This is a genomic window from Serratia montpellierensis, assembly GCF_020858655.1.
Classification (GTDB): Bacteria; Pseudomonadota; Gammaproteobacteria; order Enterobacterales; family Enterobacteriaceae; genus Serratia; species Serratia montpellierensis.
Genome location: NZ_VOSN01000022.1, coordinates 31704 through 52673, shown reverse-complemented (window position 1 = coordinate 52673; position 20970 = coordinate 31704). Strand labels below are relative to the sequence as shown.

At 57.4% G+C, this 20970-nt stretch carries 26 protein-coding genes; all 26 read right to left on the bottom strand.

What is annotated here, in order from left to right; all coding sequences use genetic code 11:
• Positions 1 to 9: 9 nt before the first annotated feature.
• On the bottom strand, positions 10 to 3195 hold the full coding sequence (locus tag FUU19_RS22350) for a TipJ family phage tail tip protein (RefSeq protein ID WP_230490414.1): 3186 nt from the start codon (positions 3193 to 3195) through the stop codon (positions 10 to 12).
• 55 nt (positions 3196 to 3250) lie between these two features.
• Entirely contained in the window at positions 3251 to 3868 is a 618-nt protein-coding gene (locus FUU19_RS22345; protein ID WP_141969423.1) for a tail assembly protein, read from the bottom strand.
• A complete protein-coding gene (locus FUU19_RS22340; protein WP_230490413.1) occupies positions 3861 to 4580 on the bottom strand; it encodes a C40 family peptidase in 720 nt (239 codons plus the stop codon). The genes FUU19_RS22345 and FUU19_RS22340 overlap by 8 nt, the downstream gene beginning before the upstream one ends.
• 2 nt (positions 4581 to 4582) lie before the next feature.
• Entirely contained in the window at positions 4583 to 5320 is a 738-nt protein-coding gene (locus tag FUU19_RS22335; protein ID WP_230490412.1) for a phage minor tail protein L, read from the bottom strand.
• Positions 5317 to 5658, bottom strand: coding sequence for a phage tail protein (locus FUU19_RS22330; RefSeq protein ID WP_230490411.1), 342 nt, complete (start codon positions 5656 to 5658; stop codon positions 5317 to 5319). Before FUU19_RS22330 ends, FUU19_RS22335 begins: the two co-directional genes overlap by 4 nt.
• A 38-nt stretch (positions 5659 to 5696) precedes the next feature.
• The gene (locus FUU19_RS22325) at positions 5697 to 8624 is read right to left on the bottom strand and encodes a phage tail tape measure protein (protein WP_230490410.1); all 2928 of its coding nucleotides are present in this window, start codon (positions 8622 to 8624) and stop codon (positions 5697 to 5699) included.
• A gap of 45 nt (positions 8625 to 8669) precedes the next feature.
• Positions 8670 to 9032, bottom strand: a complete 363-nt coding sequence (locus FUU19_RS22320; RefSeq protein WP_230490409.1) for a hypothetical protein — start codon at positions 9030 to 9032, stop codon at positions 8670 to 8672.
• A 22-nt stretch (positions 9033 to 9054) separates the two neighbouring features.
• Positions 9055 to 9309: a DUF1799 domain-containing protein gene (locus FUU19_RS22315; protein WP_049273137.1), complete on the bottom strand. Its 255-nt coding sequence runs from the start codon at positions 9307 to 9309 to the stop codon at positions 9055 to 9057.
• 47 nt (positions 9310 to 9356) lie between these two features.
• A complete protein-coding gene (locus FUU19_RS22310) occupies positions 9357 to 9710 on the bottom strand; it encodes a phage tail assembly chaperone (protein WP_085336835.1) in 354 nt (117 codons plus the stop codon).
• 45 nt (positions 9711 to 9755) lie between these two features.
• On the bottom strand, positions 9756 to 10412 hold the full coding sequence (locus FUU19_RS22305; RefSeq protein ID WP_230490408.1) for a phage tail protein: 657 nt from the start codon (positions 10410 to 10412) through the stop codon (positions 9756 to 9758).
• 43 nt (positions 10413 to 10455) lie between these two features.
• Positions 10456 to 10875: a DUF4128 domain-containing protein gene (locus tag FUU19_RS22300; RefSeq protein WP_230490407.1), complete on the bottom strand. Its 420-nt coding sequence runs from the start codon at positions 10873 to 10875 to the stop codon at positions 10456 to 10458.
• On the bottom strand, positions 10872 to 11456 hold the full coding sequence (locus FUU19_RS22295) for a hypothetical protein (protein ID WP_230490406.1): 585 nt from the start codon (positions 11454 to 11456) through the stop codon (positions 10872 to 10874). The genes FUU19_RS22300 and FUU19_RS22295 overlap by 4 nt, the downstream gene beginning before the upstream one ends.
• A gap of 1 nt (position 11457) precedes the next feature.
• On the bottom strand, positions 11458 to 11808 hold the full coding sequence (locus FUU19_RS22290; RefSeq protein ID WP_230490405.1) for a hypothetical protein: 351 nt from the start codon (positions 11806 to 11808) through the stop codon (positions 11458 to 11460).
• Between the two features lies 1 nt (position 11809).
• Positions 11810 to 12298, bottom strand: coding sequence for a DnaT-like ssDNA-binding protein (locus FUU19_RS22285; RefSeq protein WP_230490404.1), 489 nt, complete (start codon positions 12296 to 12298; stop codon positions 11810 to 11812).
• Between the two features lie 40 nt (positions 12299 to 12338).
• The gene (locus FUU19_RS22280) at positions 12339 to 13310 is read right to left on the bottom strand and encodes a major capsid protein (protein ID WP_141969446.1); all 972 of its coding nucleotides are present in this window, start codon (positions 13308 to 13310) and stop codon (positions 12339 to 12341) included.
• Between the two features lie 3 nt (positions 13311 to 13313).
• On the bottom strand, positions 13314 to 14009 hold the full coding sequence (locus tag FUU19_RS22275; protein ID WP_223182006.1) for a hypothetical protein: 696 nt from the start codon (positions 14007 to 14009) through the stop codon (positions 13314 to 13316).
• Positions 14010 to 14075: 66 nt separating this feature from the next.
• On the bottom strand, positions 14076 to 15188 hold the full coding sequence (locus tag FUU19_RS22270; protein WP_230490400.1) for a phage head morphogenesis protein: 1113 nt from the start codon (positions 15186 to 15188) through the stop codon (positions 14076 to 14078).
• On the bottom strand, positions 15160 to 16578 hold the full coding sequence (locus tag FUU19_RS22265) for a DUF4055 domain-containing protein (protein WP_230490399.1): 1419 nt from the start codon (positions 16576 to 16578) through the stop codon (positions 15160 to 15162). The genes FUU19_RS22270 and FUU19_RS22265 overlap by 29 nt, the downstream gene beginning before the upstream one ends.
• Positions 16578 to 17888 carry a terminase large subunit domain-containing protein gene (locus FUU19_RS22260; protein ID WP_230490398.1) on the bottom strand — a complete coding sequence of 437 codons (1311 nt, stop codon included), beginning with the start codon at positions 17886 to 17888 and terminating at the stop codon, positions 16578 to 16580. Before FUU19_RS22260 ends, FUU19_RS22265 begins: the two co-directional genes overlap by 1 nt.
• The gene (locus FUU19_RS22255; RefSeq protein WP_230490397.1) at positions 17866 to 18669 is read right to left on the bottom strand and encodes a hypothetical protein; all 804 of its coding nucleotides are present in this window, start codon (positions 18667 to 18669) and stop codon (positions 17866 to 17868) included. Before FUU19_RS22255 ends, FUU19_RS22260 begins: the two co-directional genes overlap by 23 nt.
• A 118-nt stretch (positions 18670 to 18787) precedes the next feature.
• The gene (lysC, locus tag FUU19_RS24780) at positions 18788 to 19039 is read right to left on the bottom strand and encodes an Rz1-like lysis system protein LysC (protein WP_430726493.1); all 252 of its coding nucleotides are present in this window, start codon (positions 19037 to 19039) and stop codon (positions 18788 to 18790) included.
• Entirely contained in the window at positions 18945 to 19322 is a 378-nt protein-coding gene (locus FUU19_RS22250) for a DUF2570 family protein (RefSeq protein WP_230490396.1), read from the bottom strand. Before FUU19_RS22250 ends, lysC begins: the two co-directional genes overlap by 95 nt.
• Positions 19319 to 19531, bottom strand: a complete 213-nt coding sequence (locus FUU19_RS22245) for a hypothetical protein (RefSeq protein WP_230490395.1) — start codon at positions 19529 to 19531, stop codon at positions 19319 to 19321. The genes FUU19_RS22250 and FUU19_RS22245 overlap by 4 nt, the downstream gene beginning before the upstream one ends.
• Entirely contained in the window at positions 19528 to 20151 is a 624-nt protein-coding gene (locus FUU19_RS22240) for a glycoside hydrolase family 19 protein (protein WP_230490394.1), read from the bottom strand. Before FUU19_RS22240 ends, FUU19_RS22245 begins: the two co-directional genes overlap by 4 nt.
• 3 nt (positions 20152 to 20154) lie before the next feature.
• Positions 20155 to 20490, bottom strand: a complete 336-nt coding sequence (locus FUU19_RS22235; protein WP_049273114.1) for a phage holin, lambda family — start codon at positions 20488 to 20490, stop codon at positions 20155 to 20157.
• A 66-nt stretch (positions 20491 to 20556) separates the two neighbouring features.
• Positions 20557 to 20970, bottom strand: a 414-nt coding sequence (locus FUU19_RS22230) for a Mom family adenine methylcarbamoylation protein (protein ID WP_488266389.1), incomplete at its 5' end; no start/stop codon positions are given.

The window sequence follows — 20970 nt, the reverse complement described above, 5'->3', positions numbered from 1 at the left end:
ATGTTCTCCTTAATATTCGCCTATAGCTACACGCAGCACTCCATTGCCATCATATAGCCTGATTGAATTATTTCTTTGGATCATTCTTCCGCCGCTACCCGTCCCGTTATTTTCAAAGACGCCACTCTTATCAAGCCTCCATCCTTGCCTTCCAGCAACATAATCATTCGACTGGATATAATCGCCAATCATCGCGTTTTCTATCCAACCCTTGCCGATAAAGCCCTGACTAATAAGCACCTGTCCATCCTTGATAATGAACGGCGAGTAATAGCTTCCGCTGCTACCGCTGATAACCACGAACTGGTTAGCATTGACGGCGACGCGTGTATCAACCTGTGTGCCGTTGACGGTCACGGCCACCGCCAGGCCGGCGTCGTAATTCGTTCCGTTGTACTTAACGCCGGTTTTCAACGTCCAGATCGCCGAAGGGCCGGAAGCGTCTGCGTAGGCCGTCATTTTCTCCTGTATGGCGGCTTCCTGATCGTTGAATTTGGCGGTGACGTCGGTTTCCAGCTGCGCAACTGAGCTTTGAGCATCAGCGGCCACCTTCTGTGCCTGAATTATCCCGGCCCGGTTTTCGCCATAGTTGGCCCATTGTTGGTTAGCGGTGCCGTATTCCGCCAGCACGCTTTGCAAAATAGCCTCTGGGCTGGTTTTCAGCGGCTCCAGCAGCGCCTTGCCGTCCTCGGAATTGAGGTATTCATCAACCACCGAGCCGATCAGGTCATCGGCATCTACATTCGACATGCCGGCAACAAACGGCGTCCAATCCCCCTTATTCCCGATCCGGTCAACCAGCCGCGCGCGGTACCAACGGCGCACACCCGCCGGCATAGGGCCGTGCTGATAGCTCACCCCAGGGTAGGGAACGTTTGCCAGCAACAGAGGGTTCTGGCCGTCGGCGGTAGTTGCCTGCTCGATCTCGGTGTAGGCTGTATCGCCGGCGCCGGAGGGAAAGCCCCAGGTGATATCGATGGCCCATACGACATTATCACTGGCCATGAGGTTCACCGGCGTGCCGGGTTTACCCACTTTACCGCTGAGCGTGGTCGAGTCGGCATAACCCCAGGGCGATGACACGTCGACCGCATTCACGGCGCGCACGCGCACATCGTACACCCCGGCGTAGATCCCCTGAACGGTAAACCCCTGCGCACTGGTGCGCCCGATGTTTACCCAGTCCCCCTTATCCTTGCGCCACTGTGCCAGATAGTCGATGGCGCCCTCCACGCGCTCCCAGGTCACCTGCATGGATGCTACCGTCAGCCCCTGCGCCTGATGGTCGACTTCGGTGATAGCGATTCCCTTCGGCGCCGGCATGACGTTTGGCGGCGTGACTGAGATCGGCCGCGGATCTATACGCACGCCGTCATCGATATAGCGGTACTTGTTGGGGTCATGCTGCACCCCGGCGATTGTGAATGTGCCGTCATCGTTTGCTGAGATAGACGTGACGCGAAAATACTGGATCGCCAGCTTGTCACTGTCGATGCACCACACCGCCCCCGGCACAGGTGTTTGCCGATAAGCCGTTGAAACGGTCAGCGTCTTTTTGTCGGCGCTAATAGCGCTGATTGTGCGGCTCTGCGCAGTGCCATCTGGCAGGTTCACCACCAGGCGGTCGCCAACAGCATAGTTTGCCGGACGGTCAACGGTAATATTCCGGCCGCCAACCTGGCTGATACGGCCGCCATTCTCCCGGCCCGCACGGAAAGGATCAGCCACACCGATGATTTCCGCGGGCAGCGGGATGTAACCATCCAGCCCCACGTTGAAGGAAATCGATCCGTCTTTGGCATTGGACAAAATAGCCCACCGGCCCCGGCGGTGCGCTTCGCTCTGCGAGGTACAGCCGATTGCCGTCAGCTGCATCTGATTCACGCGGTAGCGCTCGACCAGCTCGGAATCATAGACGCCTTCGATGGTGTCCGAGTAGTGGTTAAGCGGATCTGACCAAGACACCTGGCATGAACTGAACCGGTTTTTATACGAACCACCGGCATAGGTGAAAACGCCGTCAACCACGTTTGAAACGTGATACACGTAATCGACGTCGCTTTGCGGCACGTCCGCGTTCACGTAGATCTGATCGTTACCCCAGAAGGTGATACCGCGAAACACGGCGGCCAGGTCGCGGAGTACCGTATAGGCGTCCTGTTGGTTCTGAATGAATACATTGCAGGTAAAGCGTGGCTCTTTCCCGCCGGCACCGTTAGACACCATTTCATCGCAGTATGTGGCAATGCTGTATAGCTGCCATTTATCGATCATGCTGGCATCAACGCGCCCGCCCATGCCGTAAATTTCATCCAGCACCAGATCGTAAAAAATCCAGGCCGGATTATTGCTGTAGGCCAGCTTAAAATTACCGGTCCACGTCCCGCTTGAGGTTCTCGTGACCGGGTTGTAGTTGTCCGGCACGCGGATCAACTTGCCTTTCGGCTTGCAGGTCGTTTTCGGCACGCTGCCGTTAAACTGGCTGGAATCGAGCTCGATATACAGCAGCGCCGTATTGGGGTAACGCATCTTACTGTCGATAACCTCAGCAAAAGAGAACACTTTGAAGGCATTGATCAGTCTGCTGGACGTCGAATCAGGCGTAATGCGGCGCACCCGGATAGACCAACCAGACGTTGCCCGCGGCAGGTCGATGCGGTGGTCGCGCTGATAGTCTGAGGTGGTCTTGCCATCAAATTTCCCATCAACGACGGTTTGGTAGGCGCTACCGTCTGTTGAGAGATCGATAGCATATTGCGTGACCGTCCCGACCATGTCGTTGTTGTCTTTGTACTGGTACTGGATAGGCAGACTGAGCTTGATTCGCACCGCATCGATCGTCAGATTGGAGAACTGGCGCACCCACGGCGAAGCAACTTTAACTACAATATTCGCCGAAATCTCGTTGTCGATCTCCGGCATGCCCTGGATATAGGTCTGATCCTGCGTCCCTTTGCGATACTCCCACTTCACGTTTGAAAAGTTGTAATTGCCGGCATCATCCGCCAGCGGGGTATTGTTCAGGAAAATTTGCTGCGCCGTGAGATCGCCCTGGATTTCTCCTTCCGATAACGCAATCACCATTTTCAGTTTGGCGACCGACAGCAGATCGTCAGCCTGCTCTACCGGAGTATGTGGGCTTCCACCGCCACCTTTGCGGCCACTGATGACCGTTTGCCCTTCAAGTAGTCTCATTTTTCACCCATAAAAAAAGCTGCCCGGAGGCAGCCATAAACCGTTTAACAAGCAGTTACTGCTGGTCGCTTGAGAAAATGCCGGCGCTGATGATAGCGCCGCCGATCTCCCGTTCGCCGTAAAGCACCGGTACCGGGTACCCCATCGCCACGGTATTCACCGGCGCGCCGAAAGCATAGTTGGGTTTGTTGTCGGTACTTGAGGAAGCACCAACGTTCATGCTGGGCTGAGGGGTAAGCAGCTGCACCACACCGCCCAGCATCATACTCAGGCCGACGCCCGTCAAAATTGACGTGGCTGATATCGTCGTGGCCGTCATTGCCGCACCCCAGGCAGCCATAGACATACCGGCAGTGAAGAACGCGGCCACCAATGCCACAGCGCCAATCACCACCTGCAGCACACCGCCACGCTTGGCACCCTCGATTATCGGCATGATCACGAATTCATTGGCGCCTTTTGCCATGTCGAATTCTTCGATGCCAATATTTTCCCGCCCGCTGAAAAATGCAAAGCGGATCCCGTCGATGTGAGCCGTGGACATGTATTTTTTAAAGCCTGGGATGGTGGCGCACATTGCGCGCAACGCTTCGCGCAAATCCGCGACCGCATACTCATGATGCCGGCCGAACTTTTTACCCATCGCTCCCTTGAGTGTGATTTTTTTAAGCATCCAATAGCTCCTTGTGTCGAACCACCCGCACGGTGCGATCACGGTAATATTTCCCGTACGGTACCCGCGCCGAAAGGTTCCCGAAGTTGTGGTGCAGAATGGTGTTGTCGCCGAGGTAAATCGCTGCATGGTTGGTTACCGGCGCGCTGATCTGCATCATCACCATGTCGCCCGGTCTGATAGCATCGGACGACACTTCGACAAAGCCCTCTGCCTGCCAGTTGTCGTCATAGATGTTTTCTTTCCCATCGATCCACCATTCGCGCTGCACCGAATAATTTTTCAAGAGGATGCCGTGATGCTGGCGGTAATAATCCATGATGAGCGTCCAGCAGTCGGCATAACCCAGCACCCAGCGCCGGCCAACCAGCGAGCGTTCGCCCCGCGGCGAGATTGTGCAAAAGTCACCGTCCGGCCAGGACATGATCCCCCACTCCACGCCGGAATGGTCGCACTGGATGCGGTCGAACTCCGAGGGAATGAGCTGCACAACATCAGGGTGAGAGTGAACCACCATAATCACCTCGCCCAGCGCTTCGGCAGCTGCATAGTCAAGCGGGCAAAGCGTGAAATAGCCCGTCGGCTTGTCGGCAATGTTTTTACAGGGGATATACCGCTGCTGCTTTCCCGTCTCGATGATCACCCCGCAGGCCTCGTTCGGGTATTCAGCGGCCACATGTCGGCGGATGGCCGCCAGTATTTTTTCTCGCATCGTTATTTCCCCTGCAGGTTCGCTGCTGGAAAGCCCCCATAAGGCAGCGGATTCCCTTTTCCGTGACGATCCTCGCAATCGCGCCGGCGGCCGCCACAAACATCCTGCGCAGGATCGTCCGTTGGAGTGCCGTCTTTCTTGAAATACCGATTGCCGTTGTAGTCGCACCCGGTACCGGTGCGATACCAGCCACGCATGCACCAGGTGCAAACCGGTGTGATCTGCCGGGTCGGCAGCTGCAGGTTCTGGATATCGAACGGGGTACATAACTCAAAGTCGATCTGGGCGCGCGTCTCGGCCTTTTTGGCGTTGATGTAGAAAAGCTGCACCCGTTCTTCGGTCGGCATCGCGCTGGGGTTGCCGGCTTTCCAGTTGGCCGCATCGAGATACTTCGCCATCGTCGTTCGAATGCGCACCTTCGCCTGAACCATATCGTCGTAAGCCAGGCATAAGGACGTTACATAGTTTCCGATGTTGCCAATAGAAAGCGTCGGCATTGGCTGCGCTCCGGTGCTCGTCAACTCAGCGCCTTTAAATTCATACGGGTGAGGGTCGTATTCGTTGCCCTGCCAGATGATCGATGGCATGTTCTCGGCGGCGAACGATGCCCAGCCGTCAGCCGGTATGTTGTGCGCATGGAAGCGCAGCACGCGGTCCATACCAAACGCCGTACCGTCGACTTCAACCAGCTGGATTAGCTGCCCTGGCTCCAGCGACTGTAGATCCTGCGTTAAACTCATGGTGCAAAGGCCTCTTCAAAGGTGAATGACAAGGTGATCACCTCAGCGGCGAGAAACGTCGAGGAAATCGAATCCGCTTTCACCCGATAGAGCTTTTTCTCACCCCAGGGGTTTACCCAGAAAAACGACGTGATGACGTGTTTTTGCAGGAACGAGCGGATCGGCGCCACGTTGGATTTTGTGTCGGTCAGGCTCAACGTCCACGATTGAGCCGTGGCATTCAGGCCGCTGCTGGCCACCTGCTTATAGCCATCGCCAAACTGAACGGCGATCACGCTCATATTCTCCGAGCCTGTCGGCTGCGCCTGCGTTCGCCAGGTAAAGGTATCAACGGCCATTTGTCCCCCATAAAAAAGCCAGCGTTGCGGCTGGCCGTTTATCTGCGTCCTGAATATAACAATCCCCCCGGCGACATCTCGCGCTTCAGGCGATCGGTGATTTCGGTCTGGACAATCCCCTGCAACTGCCGGGCTGTGTTGGCGGTATTAGCTGCGCTGACGTCGCCACCATTACTGCTTTCCTGCGTGATGGTGACCGGCGCATGAACAACGATCGAATTACCTCCCGCCGCCGTGAGCCCGTGCATTGGCGCGTTACCTACATAGCCGCCGTCCGCGTAACCCTGGGCGCTGTGCATCATGGCGTACAAGTTGCCAACACCAATATTGCGAGTCGCCTCTTTGGTGAACACGAATTCACCGCCGTGCACGATGCCTTTAGGCTCGTACTTGCCGCCGTCGCCGGTATATCCGCCGTCGTAATGCAGCCCCATTGGAACTGCGCCGGGGTTATTGCCGCCAGATGGCGCGCTGAGCGAGTTGCCAATCCACCCCATAGCCGCCTGAACGGCGTATGCCACCAACAGCTTGTTGATGACGTCCACCACCATTTTCAGCATAGAGACGCCGAAACTTTTAACGTTGGCCGATCCGGTTGTCGCAAGGCTGGTAAGCGTGTCGCTCAGCCCAGTGAATGCAGCATTGGCGACGTTAGCGACTGAGGAATAGACGTTGGTCGCTGAGTCCAGATATTCATTCCAGCCTTTCAATGCGCCTTTTTTCCAGTCGGCCCGCAGTTTGTCCTCTTCGGCGTAAAAATCACGTGCCGCCTGCAGCTGCCGCTTGTAACCGTCATCTTGCAGGCTACCGCCCTGATTCTGCCAGCCCTGCGCGAGCTGCGCCTCTTCCATGCGGCGCCGCGCATCCCGATCGCTCAAGCCGGCGCTTTCACGCAGCGCCTGACGCTTCTCGCTCATCTGGGTGACATACTTGGACGAAGCGTCCTGAAGTTTGTTAAGCCGCTCCTGCTTGGCGATCTCGTCGCCGAGAACAGCCAGCCGTTCCTTTTGCGCCAGCACGCTATCTTTGCTGGAAAGTAGCGATTTTTCTTGAGCTGTCAGCTTCCGTTTATCGGCGGCCTGCTCCAGAACGGCAAATTTCGCCTGCTCCGCCCACAAATCCTTGCGTTGTTGGCTGATGGTGTCATTGATGCTGCGGTGGTCCTGCAGCACTTTGAGCTGTGCCTGGAGCGCCAACAAATCGGCCTGCGCTTTTTCGTCGGCACGATCACCGGCCGGCGCCGTATACTGGCGCCCTTTCGGTGTTTTCGGGTCTTTGAATTTTTCATCGATCCGGGCATTGAGTTTGTCAGCCCGTTCTTGGGTGATGTAGCCTAATCGGAGTTGCTCGTTAATTTCCTTGTGGAGCTTTACGCGTTTTTCTGCGTTCGACTCCATGGATTTTTCAAGGGAGTCAACTTTTTGCAACGCTTTAATTCTGTCGTTCGCGGCCTGCTGCTGAGCACCTTGCAAGTCCGCCTGCAGATTACCCACCAGGCTATTGAGTATGTCCCCCATAGCCTTATCTTTTGCAGACGAAGACGTTACAGGAGAATTGAGAACTGCACGCGCTTTCTCCAACCTGGCGACCGGATCATCTCGTCCTATCCCGAGCATTTTATCCCACGCCCACGAGGCAGCCCGACCAATGCCATCCCAGGCAGACTCAAGCACCCCTAGCCCTTCTTTAATTTCCATCGCGCGCTCATTAATGGCGCGCGCATAGGATTGCTCCGCAATTTCCTGGGCTTTCCGGGTGTTTCCTGCTTCAATTTGCGCCGCGATCTGGTCGTAAACCGTCGAGGTCAGGAAGTGATATTGGTCATTGAGTGCCACGACAGCTTTCAGTGGCTCACCTTGCAATGACTTGAATTGCTCGGCGGTTTTCTCTATGGATTGGCCGGTAGCCTGTTCCATATTGATCGCTGCTGTGGCGATCATGCTTAGCTGTGAAGCTGTATATTCGCCCGAAGAGTTGAGGGTTGCCAAAGCCTGGGCGGACTTGCTTACAGTGCTATTGGTTGAATCCGCAACCTTGTCGGCCATGAGAGCCAAACGATCGGACGTCAGCCCAGCATAGTTACCAGTCAGGATGATCGAGCGGTTAAATTCTCTGGCTTCCGCACTTCCCTTCTCGTATGCAATGGCGAGACCGCCAAACGCAGCTACAACAAGCCCTATTGATCCTGCGACCGCTGCGCCGCGAAACGTCATCAACTGGTCGATCAGCCCGGAACGATTCGTCAGGGTGATGCTGGAGCCACGCAAAGCGCCCAGGTTCCCGCGCGCCAGCTCTCCGAGCATAACGCCCAGCTCCCGGCGGGCGGCCGACGTCTGCAAACTGAATTTATGCGTGGCGTCGCCAGCGGTGGACAGCTTTTTGATGTAAATGTCCGCTGCGGAACCAACGCCCAACTGCGCGGCACGGTAGCGCAGTAGCTCTTCCCGCGAAAGGCTCTGCGTCGCCACCTGGTCTTTCAGCTTTTGGATGAAGATCGATTTGGCGGCCGCCGATGCCTCTTCGGCTTTGGTCAGCTCGCGCATTTTTTCCGCGGCGTGGCTGGTGAGCGTCAGATAGTCGTTTTGCGTGATATTGCCGGCGGCGCGGGCGGCGCGCACCTGCGACTGAATGGCGCGCAATTCCTGCGTGCCGGTGCCGAGCTGTTTGATTCGGTCAATCTGGCGGAAGTAGGATTCGGTCAGCTGGTCCTGCGCCCGGCCGGATGCCGTCGCCGTGGTCTGGGTCTCGCGCAGGCGGCGGCTGTATTCCGCTACCCGTTTGTGCGTTTCCTCGACCTCGTGCGCCACCTCTTTCGATACTTTGGCCGTCTCTTTGCCAGAGGCATTGAAACCGTCAGCCGCGCCGGCGGCGCCTGCAGCGGTTTTCTGGAATTTATCCAGCTCGCTGTTGCCGCGCTGCAGGTCGCCGGTATCGACGCGCAGGGAGATCGATGCAATGTCTGTCATGCGGGGCTCCGTGCAGTAAAAAGCCAGCGTTAGGCTGGCTATGTTTTAGGACTTAATTGCCCGCCAAATTGCGCCGCCGGGTCTACTTGCCTTATCCAGAAACTCTTCAATCGCCTCGCGAATCGAGTTTTTCACCGCGTCATCTTGGGCTTTAACGGTTTCTGCCTTAGCAATAATCGCATTGGAAATTTTCGCCGAATCAATGCTGGCATCGTTTATCAGCACATGATTTTGTTCAACAACAAACGGGGAAATAACAAGACGCAACGCCCCTTCACCATCAAAAAATGAAATTTTTCTCGGTTTATTTATCCTGTCCAACAAATCAACGATCCGCGTTAACTGTGCCTCGACTTTATCCAGTTCGGAGGCGTCGACGTTTACGCCAAGTTTTAAATCGCATTTCATATTTCACTCCTGCCTTTTGGCTTTATTTTTTATGGATGGTGGCAAGCGCAGCGGCTTCCATCACCCTGATATCCGTTAACGCGGTTGCCTCATCGTCGACGCCGTGCAATTTCATCACCCAGGGCAGGCAGTTGTAATCCAACCCGGTGACGCCGCCCATACCGGTACGCCATTGCGTCGCCATTGCCCGGAACACCTCGAACACTGGCCACACGTCGGGGAGCACGTCGATCGGCTCCCCTTTGACGTCCTCGGGCGTAAACCCAAATGCGGCCAGTTCTTCCGGCGACGGATCAGGCGTATAGAACGCCGAGGCAACCGCTGTTAGTTTTTTTCACGAATCGCCATCAGCTCGCGGGTGTAAGTCATGGCGATGGAGTCGAACGCACGCGGGTAGTTTTCCAGTAGCACCAGCACGTTCTCGCTGTTGAACTCGTCAGGCAGCGCCCAGCCAACGGCGATTTCCTCGATGAATGCCACCATCGGCGCGCTGCCGTGGCTGCCGGCCTCAATCTGCTTTTCCGTCGCCTCGCGCAGGGTGTTTTCCAGCGCTTCCAGCTGGCTGCGGGTCTTATGCTTGAACGTGAACGTCAGCACGCCATCTTCTGCGCCGGCGCGCGGGATTGTGACGTCTTTTTTAAACGTCGAGTTTGGGACCAGGGTAAATTTTGCTGTCATGTCGGAACCTGCGAAAAAATGGGGCTTGCGCCCCGAGGGTTAAAATTACTTGTCCTTGTAGAACGTCATGGTGCGGGACTGTACCGCGATCGATACCTGCACCGTTTCCACCTGGTTCACGGCCGATGTCGGCTGCGGGTCAAAGGATGGCGTACCGGACCAGTAGCGGGTTTCTTTCGACGTTGGTGCGTACATGTAAAACGGCAGAATGTCGCCAACGCGATCGGCAGCGATCAGGACGTTATAAATCGGCAACGTCGAATCATGCGCAAAGGTAAACGTCTTGGTCTTGGCTGCCTTGTACGTCGCAAGGTTGCGCTGGCGGTCGTCCTCAAGGAACTGGATCTGCACGTACTGCTGATCGCCGCCAGACGCCCCCACTTCGGTGATTTGTGGGATCTGCGTCCATTCGGTGATTTTGATAAGCGCGCCGGCGCCGCCGCCAGCCGGGAAAAATTTGGTATTCGACGTATCCAGTGCGCCGATCGTCACCGCCGTTGCCGTCGCCGCTGTCACTTTGGCGACCAGGTTGTCGATGTTTCCCCAGCCTGATTTGATGAGCACAATGTCATCGGCGGCCAGGGTGCCATTTGCCACGGTAAACACCGCGCCCTTGGCGTTACTAACCGCTGATGTTGGCAGCGCTGCCGCCATCTTGGAACCAGCGAAAACCGTGGCGCCGTTTGGTAATGCAAATGCCATAGTGGATTCTCCAATTTTGGGCATAAAAAAACCGCCGCGGCGGTCAGTGTGTGATGAGGTGAGCGCGATAGCTCATGCTGACGGGGATGGAATAGCGGGTGTCCGACGTGATGCCACGGTAAACCGTCGGCGGCGTGCTGATGTAGCAGGTGAGCCCCCCATCGCTGAGCGCCAGGCCAGCAGGGAACAAAGCGGCCACCTCATCGGCTAGCGCGCGGGCGCCATTGACGCTGACGCCTTCGCCGGCCTTCGCCACGACATTGATCTGCCAGATGCCCGGCAGCACCTGCAGCTTTTCAGCCAGGTCGATCGTCGTCGTGGTCGCCGGCATCGCGTAGGCCTGAAGATAGAGCGTATCCGGCGGGTTTTCCGAGATATTCTCCCACACCACAGGCACGCCTTTAGCATTGGCCCATTCACCCAGGCGCGCCTCGAGCAATTCAGCTATGCGGGTATGACTCACGATTTCACCTCCGATACGGCTGCCTGGAAATGGCGCTGGAAATCGGCAGCAGTGATCCGCACCATGCCACCAGGCGCCTGCGACGAGTGGCCAAATTCCAGCGGGTAGGCATAGGGAACGTTATTGGTGAAGTACACCGCCTGCATGCCGACACGAAAACGCTCGATCACCAGCGTGCCGGCGGCCAGCGTTTTACCGCCCGATTTATCCACCTGGCCGGTTTCACCCTGCGGTGCCGCATCCAACCCCACCTGCCAGTTGCCGCGGAACCGGCCGCCGGTATAACCGGCCGGCGCCTTGATATCCATGCTGTCGGATACCCTGGCGCGCTTTTTCAGGCGCCCGGTCGGTGTCAGGTTGGCCGGATCGTTGCGCTGCGCATCGTTGTGTTCTGCAACCGCATCGTTATAGGATTTGGCCGTGGCGTTCACCTCCCACAATTCGGGATTGCCAACGGGTGACTTATCCAACAACTGAGTGAGAATACGGATCCCCGTTGCGCGGACTACCTGCGCCTGATTGGCCTTTGCCTTGTCCACGAAGGCAGTGATCGCCTGCATGAACACGTCGTTTTCTGCCATGTCATGCCCTCAGCTGTACGCGGTAGCAGATCAGCACCGCTGCCGGCTTAACCGGATGCGGATTAACCACGCGATATTTTTTCCCGTCGATCTCGATGCGGTCATCGATACGGATTTCCGTCTGGTAGGTTGCCACCAACAGCACATCGCCGTTCTGGATCAGCGTGCCGTCAATTTCGCCCGGCTTATATTCCGTCACAACGCCGATCACGTCCGCCTTTTCGTCGGGTAATCGCACCTCTTTCCCGTTTACCCGCGTCACTTTCCCGCCCCGGGTTAGCACGCGCTTTTGCCCGTTCTCGGTAAGCAACCGTGTGGCGGTGGCGCGCATCCGGGTATAGTTGATTGCCATGTCAGCCCCGCATTACGTCAAAATTAATGCCGCCGCCCTCGCCGAGCAGCCCATTAAGCAGGCCGGCCAACCACGAGAAATATGGCGCGTTTCCGCTTGAGCCCTCGGCATACTGCACCGCCACCGCGCCGGAGACGCTTTCCGCTACCACTTCGCCGCCACCAGCAAAGCTCGGCGTCAGGTCGGTTTCCTGCGCTTCTACCGCCAGGCGACACTGTGCCTGGATCAGCTGGCGCGGGATTTTGTCACTGGCCAGCGGCACACCGTCCACTATCACACCGGAGCGCGGCCACGGCAGCGCCTGATCCGGCGATGAACGGGAACCACGCCAGCTTTGCCCTGCCAGGTAATCCATCGCCTGCATCAGCAGCGTTTCGCATTCGCTGTCATCGTCAGGCAACGAATAGCCGCGTGTCGTAGCAAAATCACGAGCATCCCGCACGCTGGCGTAGCTGTTGAAATCCGGCGAAGCGGGATCCGTTATCAGCATGATCACCCCCAATAAAAACGGGGCCGAAGCCCCGAATAGATTAGCCGCCGACTTTGGCCGCCTTTTCCCCGAACGTAACCATAACGCCAGCGGTATCCTTGTTACTGGTGCGCACCTTGTTCCAGTTTGCGCCGGTGGTCAGTTGTGCGTCCGTTGGTGACTTGAGGTTATCGTTTTTCCACTGATAGCCTTTCAGCCCGATAGTGAAATCGTACTCGCCCTGCATCAGGGCTTTCAGGTTTTCATTACCCAGAACGTCCTGCGCTTTCATGATCAGCGGCGTGGTCTGTACTGCCGCGGCGGCAGAGGTCAAGCCCAGCACATGCTGCAAGTTGTCATCAGCCAGGGCCGGGATATCGGAAATGATGAAACGGCGGCCCAGGCCATCTTGCATCACGTTCACGTTACCGATTTTGAAAAGGCTGTTGGCGTTCGTCAGCGCCTCATCGATGAAGTCGTTGTACGTTGCACCATCCATCACCCAGGCCAGCAGTCGGGAGAACGCATCACCCATTGGTCGGGCGCCTTTGTTCAGGCCACGCAGTGACGGTTTTACCGCGCTGCCGGCGGCACCGGAGAGATCGGTGATCATTCCGCTATTGGTGGAAATCGCCGCTTTCAGTGCGCCGCAGGTGGTGTTCAGGTAGTCCTGAATCATCGCCTCAGCCGCCTGTGCTGCAACTACTGCTGCCGCCTCTGAGACGTCTTTCCCCAGGCGCTTCATCATGGTAGGGGTGACGCTGACAGGACCAATACGTCCATCAACTTTAACCATGCGATCCAGCAGCTGGCCCAGCTCATCCGGCGTTAATTTTTTATCCGCGTACGCATTACGGCGCTGAGCGAGGCCGCCAATCAACTGCCAGCTGGTTTGTTCGATAAAATCACCGATGTGATCGCCGTTACCCAAAATGAGAGTGCCGCCCGAGGCGGCGTTAAACTTCTGCACTTCCTGATCCACCAGCTCAGTCGCGGCGGTAGAAACTTGCTGCTGAAAAATAATGAGGGACATGCGTTACTCCTGATTGTTTTCGATAATTTGTCGTGCACGGCTCACCAGTGAATCTGGGTTGTCGCCATTTCCATTCCCGCCGCCCCCGGCGCCAGGGTTGCCGCCACCGTTACCCCCGGTTCCGCTGGCTTTGCTGCCGATAATCACGCCCTTGAAGGCCGCGTTACCGACGAATTCTTTTTTCAGTTCATCAATGCTGGCCGCGCTCGGCTTGCCGGCACCGTCAAGGATGCGCGTCACGTGCTGACCGTCTTTTTCTTCAATGGCCAGGCGTGACTTGATGTGTGGCAGCATCACCGGCGCGGCGTCGCCCGCCAGTTCAGTCGCCAGTTTCTGCGCCACGTTGTCCACCAGCAGGCCATGCAGGCTGGTATTCAGCGACTCGATTTCCGCTTTCGACTTCGCTTCGGCATCAGCCAGTTTTTGCGCCCAGGATTTTTCCAGCGCCTCAACGTCGCCGTTTTTCTTGGCCTGCTCTTCCGCCGCTTTCTTGGCGTCTTCCTCGGCCTTACGCCGCGCTGCCTGCTCCGTTTTCTTTTCGGTCATCAGCTCGTCGACCTTCTTTTTCAGGCCGTCGAGTTCTGACGTGTCGGGCATGCCTTCGATCTGCACCTGGTAGCCGTCGCCGGACTCTTTATAGAGCGCCTTTTGCACGTCATTCAGCGCGTTGTACTCGTCTTTCGTGATTTTGAATTTCATCATCAACCCCGTTGTGATGTTGCGGCCCCAGGCCGCGGGCATAAAAAAACCGCCGTGTGGCGGTCGCTATAGTCCGGCGTCCGAAAACGCCCGTTCGTCAATTTCTCGCAGCTGCTGCAGGCTGAGCCACTCCCCTTTGTCGGAAAAGAATTCCGCCGGCCGCATACCGCCGTCGCGCATCAGGCGGGCACGGGTTTCGCCCAATACCTCTACCTGGCGCCGGTAGGGCTGTCGTTGCAGCCAGTCCCGATAATTGGTTTCCGCCGGGACCTGGCCATCCATACTGGCGCGAGTACCCGCCGGCATTTCGTCGGCATCGATACCCAGCGCTCGCCACGATTTCACCACCAGCGTTTCCACCGACCGGCAGCAGAAATGGATCCGCCCCGGGCCGGCGCCATAAGGCACCCTGTGACCGATGGGTTTGTTGTCCAGCGTGTAGCGCAGGCGATCGCGCACGATGCAGGTCGGCGTCGTCTTGTTATCGAGGGTTGCCAGCCATTGCTTGCAGTCGATAACGTCGGCGTTGGCCTGGGCGAATTCCGTGCGCGCTACAGCCGCCATATGGCTGACGGCGGTTTTTATCACGCTGGTTGCATTGGCCCGGCCGGTTTGCAAAACACCGTCCTGATAATTTCGTGTGCGGGTGCCGCGGATCCGCCGATAAATCTGGTCTGTCGTTTCCCCCTGCAGATAACCCTGGCTCACGGCGTTGCTGATGCGCTGTAGTCGGTCGCTTTCCAGCTTGTCGGCCCATTCGCTCAGCAAACGCCCCTGAAACGGCCGCGCCAGCGCTGCGGCGTAAACCTGCTGCGGTGTCAGGCTGATAAGCGGGTAACGCTGTTTCACCAGGTCGGGCAGCAGAGAATCGAACAGGCTGAACTGGAAACCGCCCTCGTACCCGATAAAATCGCCCAGCTCGTCGCTCAGCGCCCCGTAAAGCCGCTGGTAAACCTGCCGGTTGATATCTCGCACACCGGCCAGCAGTGAATCAAGGCGGCGAACAGTGAAGCTCTGCGGGTCCAGGTCATCCAGCGCCATCAGCAATTTTGAAGAAAGCTCGGCGTCCGCCTGGTCGAGAATTTTCACCATTCGCCGGGCGACGCCGGTCGAATAGCGAGAGACAAACAGCGCGTGCGCGAGCGTCTCATCATGCAGGCGGCTGTTTATCGTCCTCACGTCCGCCTCCTGTCAGGTCCGGCGCCTGGTTGCGCAGCAAATCCTCCACCTCTTCCGGCGTCATGCTCTGGTCAATCAAGCCGATGCTTTGCTGGTAGCGGATAAAGTCGACCAGCAGCATCTGGCCGGACTGCACCATTTGCATCAGTACCGCCAGCGCCGCGGAATCCAGCGCGGAAATTTCATAGCGTTTGTTCAGCTCGATCGTAGCCTCACCACTGCCGGCAAACATCACCGCGAACGTCAGCGCCCGGTTGATGGCCTGCTCCACGTTGCCGACGCACAAGGACAGGATGCTGTTATCTGTCTGCGCCTCGTCCGTGGCCTGCGTTGCGGTACGGGCGGAGGTGTTACGTTCCACCAGCTTCGCACCCAGCATGGCCATCTGCTTTTCGCGGCGTTCGGCCACCGTCAGCGGCAGATTGCGGTCTTCGGCCTGCACGATGCTGATCACGCCGTCTTTGGGCAGTAAAATGCCCTTCGTTGAACCGACTTTGACGCCACTCGATAGATATTTATCGGCCCATTGCTGATCCAGACCACCTACTGCAATTGTTGGCTGCCCGGTGAGGTGCGAAATCTCGGCGATATCCGCTTCCGCCTGGTAGTGCTTAACGTTCACGTTGGCGATATCAGCCAGCGGCGGCGCATCAGGGGTGTGATCGTTGTTGCTCGAGCCAATCCATGACCACGGCAACTCCGTAAGCTGCTTGCCGGCGCTGTCTTTCAGCTCGACCAGCTTTCCCTCCATCATGCCGGCGGCGCTCTGCTGCCAACGGCGGGCGTACGCCAGTCCATTAACCAGGCGCAGCTCGATCCACACCTTTTGCAGCAACAGCTCGAAATTCTGCGGGTCATCTACGGGTTCGACGTAGTGAACCACCACCAGCGACGTCTTACCGGCGGTCACGCGCCAGTTAATGATTTCTTTGGCGGTGAACAGGCGCAGGATTGGACGGCCAAGCCGCGCCAGCGTCTGGCTACCTGAGGCGGTGTAGTCCGTCAGGATACCGGCGCGCCCGCGCTGCAGGTTCTGGCTGACGCTATCGCGGATCAGTTGCGTGAGTGGTTGCCCCTCGCCGTCGGCGTCCGCCTCCAGTTCCGCAACGCGGCCAGTAAACGTGATTTTTACCGGCTTGTTGAAGGCGATACCCAGCAGGCCGGAGAGCGTCCGCCCGGTCGCATTGATAAATGGCGCCCGCTGCTTATACGCCTTGTAGCGAATATCCTGTGGGTCGTCGTTGACGCTGTCGCTGCTAGGGTGCGGCAGGTATTTTTTGCCGCGCTTTTTAATTTTTCGCTCACCATCAACGCAGTCACCGACGAGCTCCCACTCGGGCAGAAACTCGCGGTATGCCGGGTGGCGATAATCGATGTTTTGCGTGGACATCAGTATGCGAATCCTATGTTGAGGTTGGTAACCGGCTTGATGATCGGGAAGGTTTTGTGGATGTAGTAGCCGGCGCCGTCGTTGGGGTGGTCGTTGTCGGATTTTTTATCCGGCTCGCCGGTTTTTTCATCCCACACCTGCTGCTCAAGGCATTCGGTATAAACCGGGCAGCGCGCCACGTTGACCTTGTAGCGCCGCTCGCCGTTGGCATTACAGAACATGGCATTCATCGCGTTGATGCGGTCTTTCACCGGTGGGTTGGCGTTATCGACTATCACGTTGAATCCGGCATCCTGCAGCTGGGCAATATCCGTTTTGCTGGCGTTGTTCGACTTGCGAGAATCGCCGGACGCATCCGGGTAGATGTAAATTTCCCTCACCTTGCAATAATCGGCGCCATCGTAAAGCCAGAAACGCTCCTTGATGATGCGGATCATGTCGGGGGTGTCGTACGCGTTGATGATTTCGTTAACCGCACACGGCAGCCCCAGGCGCAGAACGTGAACGATGCCGGCCATCTTGCCGACGTTGAAGTCCATCCCGATATAAAGCGGCTCGCCGGGCTGCTCCACCTCGTCGCAGTTGTTCAAACGGCGATCGAACTGGTGGTAAATGGTGCCGCTCGTCAGGTTGGTAAACTGTCCGCGCAGGTAGGCTTTAATCAGCTCCGGCGGATAGCTCCCCATCAGCGAGGGAATGTAGTCCGGCGGCAGGTTCTTTTCGTTGTCGAACGTCGACGCCTGCACAAGGCCGTACAGCGTCGCCAACTCCGGCTTGTCGCGTACCTCTTTGACGAACTGGAGCCAAACGAATTTGAATCCTTCCGGCGTCGTGGTGACGTCGATCCCGTTGCGTAGCCCGTCCACCTTGTAACGCATACGCGCGATGATTTTTCGCCAGGCCTTTTGTGCCTTCTCCTTTTTCATCACGTCGAGCTCGTCGATCAGCGCGTTACCGATTTTAAAACCGACGATAGTTTCCGGCTTTTCCATCGAGCGGCAGATCGTCGTTCCGCGGTACTGCCGGCCGGCGTAGAAATGCACCTCTTTGTTGCTCTCGTTGATCTGGACGCGCATCCCCCAATCGTGCGCCACTTCCTCGACCGTCGGGTAAAAAATATCGCGGATCTGCGGATAAGTCGGCGCAAAGTAGCCCTGGTTGATGCGGGGAAACTCCCACATGCCCTTGCAGATACCGCCGCACCCTACCCACGTTTTGCCAGAACCGAACCCGGCGACGTAGGCTTTGAACTTGTGCGGCATCGCCAGAAAACGAGCCTGAGGAATATTAAGCGTCGGCGCTATCATCATACCTCCTGGCGTCTACCACGTTGATGTTGATCGCCACAGGCTTCGGCGTGTCGTTGTCGTCATCGTCAGCCAGCTCTTTACCCAGCTTTTCGCACTCCAGGCGGGTCTTGTTCGTTGCCGCGCGGCGAAAATCGGTATCTGCTTCAATTTTTGGCAGCATCGCCTCGCTAACGGCCAGCTGGCTGAAGGTACGCAAAATCGACTCGATGCGCGCCGTGTTGCGATCCATTGCCTGTTCAGCGCCGCGGATGTTTTCGCGGAGGATTTTTTTTCGCTCTTCGTTTTCTTCATCGCGGAGCGCTTCACCCCATCGGCCAATATTCGCCGCTGCAATCAGGTTGGACGCCTGCACCCGGCGCAGTTCATCCTCCAGCCCCATCGCTTCGGCATCTTCAATCACATCGTCAGGAAGGAGCATCCGCCGGGCATAGCCACCATGTTTCAAAGCAGCTCGGTTGTTTGCACCGAAGGGATTAACAGGCGGGTCTGTGCGTTTGCCACGAATCGGTTTCGTTTTTGACTCTGGGGCTTCGTCGCTTTCTTGGATGCTTCCAGATTTGGCGCTACGTCCTCCGGTACGCACCTTTGATTTTTGCGTACCGCTTTTGCGTACCTGCGTACCTTTTTGCGTACCGCTCTTTCCCTTGCGTACCCAGCCATGCTTTTTGGCCCGCTTCCTGATTGCCCCCTCACTGATGCCGTATATCTCTGCCAAGTCGCGGAGAGAAAGTTGACCGGCACAGTAATCGCGCTCGAGGCCGCTTTCTTCCGGTTGTGACATAGCATTCTCCATAAAAAAAGCCATCAGCCTGCCGGTGCGCTGGGTGCGCGGTGGGTGCAGGTAGACGACTTTGGTTATTTTGCATTATCGATGGCCCTCGCAAAGGCCACCTGTAATGCTATGGGTCTTTTCTGATACCTTCCCGCCATTGGTTCAGTGTGGCCACCTGGCCGGCGCAGATTGATAACGCTGTTTGAAGCGCCAGCGCATGACTGCCAATGTCGCCCCAGGTATCACCCTGCAGTTTTGGTTGCTCGCAGGGGGTGAACACCGATTCAGGGGGAAACAGCACGAGCGGCGGCGGCGGTGTCCGTTCCGCGCAGGAGGCCAAGAACAGCACCAGGAGCAGTGCGGCGGGCGCACTCGTCATTTTTAATGGCATCCTGATATTTCCTCTGGTAGTTTTCGCCCTGCTGGCGCAGCTGCTGCTCTCTCCGTTGCTGTTCGGCCATCATTGCGCGATTACGGGCGTCATCCGCGCGCAGTGTGGTGATCAGTCCTGCCTGCTGCGCCAGCGTCTTTTTCTGCTCTGCAACTTGCTGGCGTGCCAGCTCCAACCGGTGCAACAACAGCGAGCTGTAACCGCCGAGGCAAATTGACGCCACCAGCAGGAGCAGCAACCCGCCGCCAGTGAGCCTCGAGAGCCAAGTCATTTCTGCTCACCCTCTAGGCGTTTTATCCGGGCATAAAGAAGCGCTGCCAGTTCAGCCCAGCAAAATCCACCCCGTTGATGAAGTCGCTCAAATGACTGTCCGTCGCCGCATTGGATCGCATACTCTTCATATGCGGCACGCGCGATATCAGCATCCACGGTGCTCGCCATAGGCCTCTGGACTGGAACTTTGATTTTTTCTTGAGTCATACCAGCACCTGTCGCGCACGCTCAAATCGTTCTTTGCGATCTGCCAGCCCGTTGTTTCCGCCGTTGATTAGCAGCGTCACCCGTTCGACGTCGCCGGTGTATTGGCCACAACTCCGCGATTTCCAGAACCAGCCAGCGGAGCGCATCGCGTACTCGTCTTTTTCCAGCAGGTCAGGCACCAACAGCAAATCGGTTTTGATGCCGGCGCTGCAGGCGCGATAATTGTCGGCGCCGGTGATCTGGATCAGGCCGCGCCCGCGGTATTTCCAACCATCCCCGGTAGATTTGTTACCCAGGCGGCCGCCGTAGACGAGATTCGCGATCGCCGCCTGGCGGTTCACCGGCACCACCGATTCGCCGCGCTGGCGCCCAAGCATTTTGCATTGCTCCGCAGTTAGCCGCTTGCCAAAGGTCGATTGCAGGCCGGACACGCTGTAGTTGAACGATTCCGCGACCGCGGTGAAACCGGCCGACTCATGCCCTACCTGAGCAATGAACATTGCCTGCGCCACTGACGACGTGATACCAAACTCGGCGAACGTCGCCTCCAGATGTGGAAACCAGCGCGCAGCCAGTCCGGCGCCAATACCGGCCGCCTCTTTGAATTGATCCTGAGTCATGAATTATTCCTGTCGTGGGGAACCGGTGCGGTTGCTGGCGATGCGGCGCAGCATGTTTCCGAAATAGTCGACGCCGGCATAGCCGATAAACATGCTGCCGAGATAGGCGTATGTGGAATCCCAGCCGATCGCAGCCAGGCAATCTTTGATGAAATACGCGACCATCGCGCACATGGCGGCGTCAATTAGTCGGCGTGTCCATCCCTGCTGGCCAACGTATGCGCTGCGCAGTAACGCCATTAGCGCGGCCGTGGCCGCATAGCCGCCGCCCTCCTTGTGAGCGGCAAGCCATGCAATCAGTTGCGCCCACAAGTCGGGGTTTTTGTCAGGCATTTTCATGTCCTCCCCCTGTCGGGGCTGGCCCGATCGTCGGGTGATGAAAAAGAAAACCCGGCGGGTGCCGGGCTAGGGAGAATTCTCAGGTTTCGGGTATGGCTTCGGGCTGAACAGCTTCGTGTTTAGCCGCCGGCGCGCCCGCTTGTTCAGAAAGCGGATATACCTGAACTGATTAAATGTGTGGGCGGTGGCGCGGTGTGCGTTCGCCTGCAAGAAACTACCTCGGGCGCCAGCTTTGCGCCCTTTCGTTGTCATGGCGATCTTGTGATACCACTCTCCGTCGAGCTCGTAGAACGTCGTTTGATGGCTGCCGACGTAATCGAAATTGCTCGCCTGATACACGACGCCGAACCGGCCACAGCGTTCGTCGGCGAACGTCTGCACCCAATCCACAGCGGGATAGAGCAACTTGATGGTTTTAAGCGCATAGCTGATTGCGCGAGATTCGGTATTACGCGGCATCCGGTCATGCACCCAGAGCCT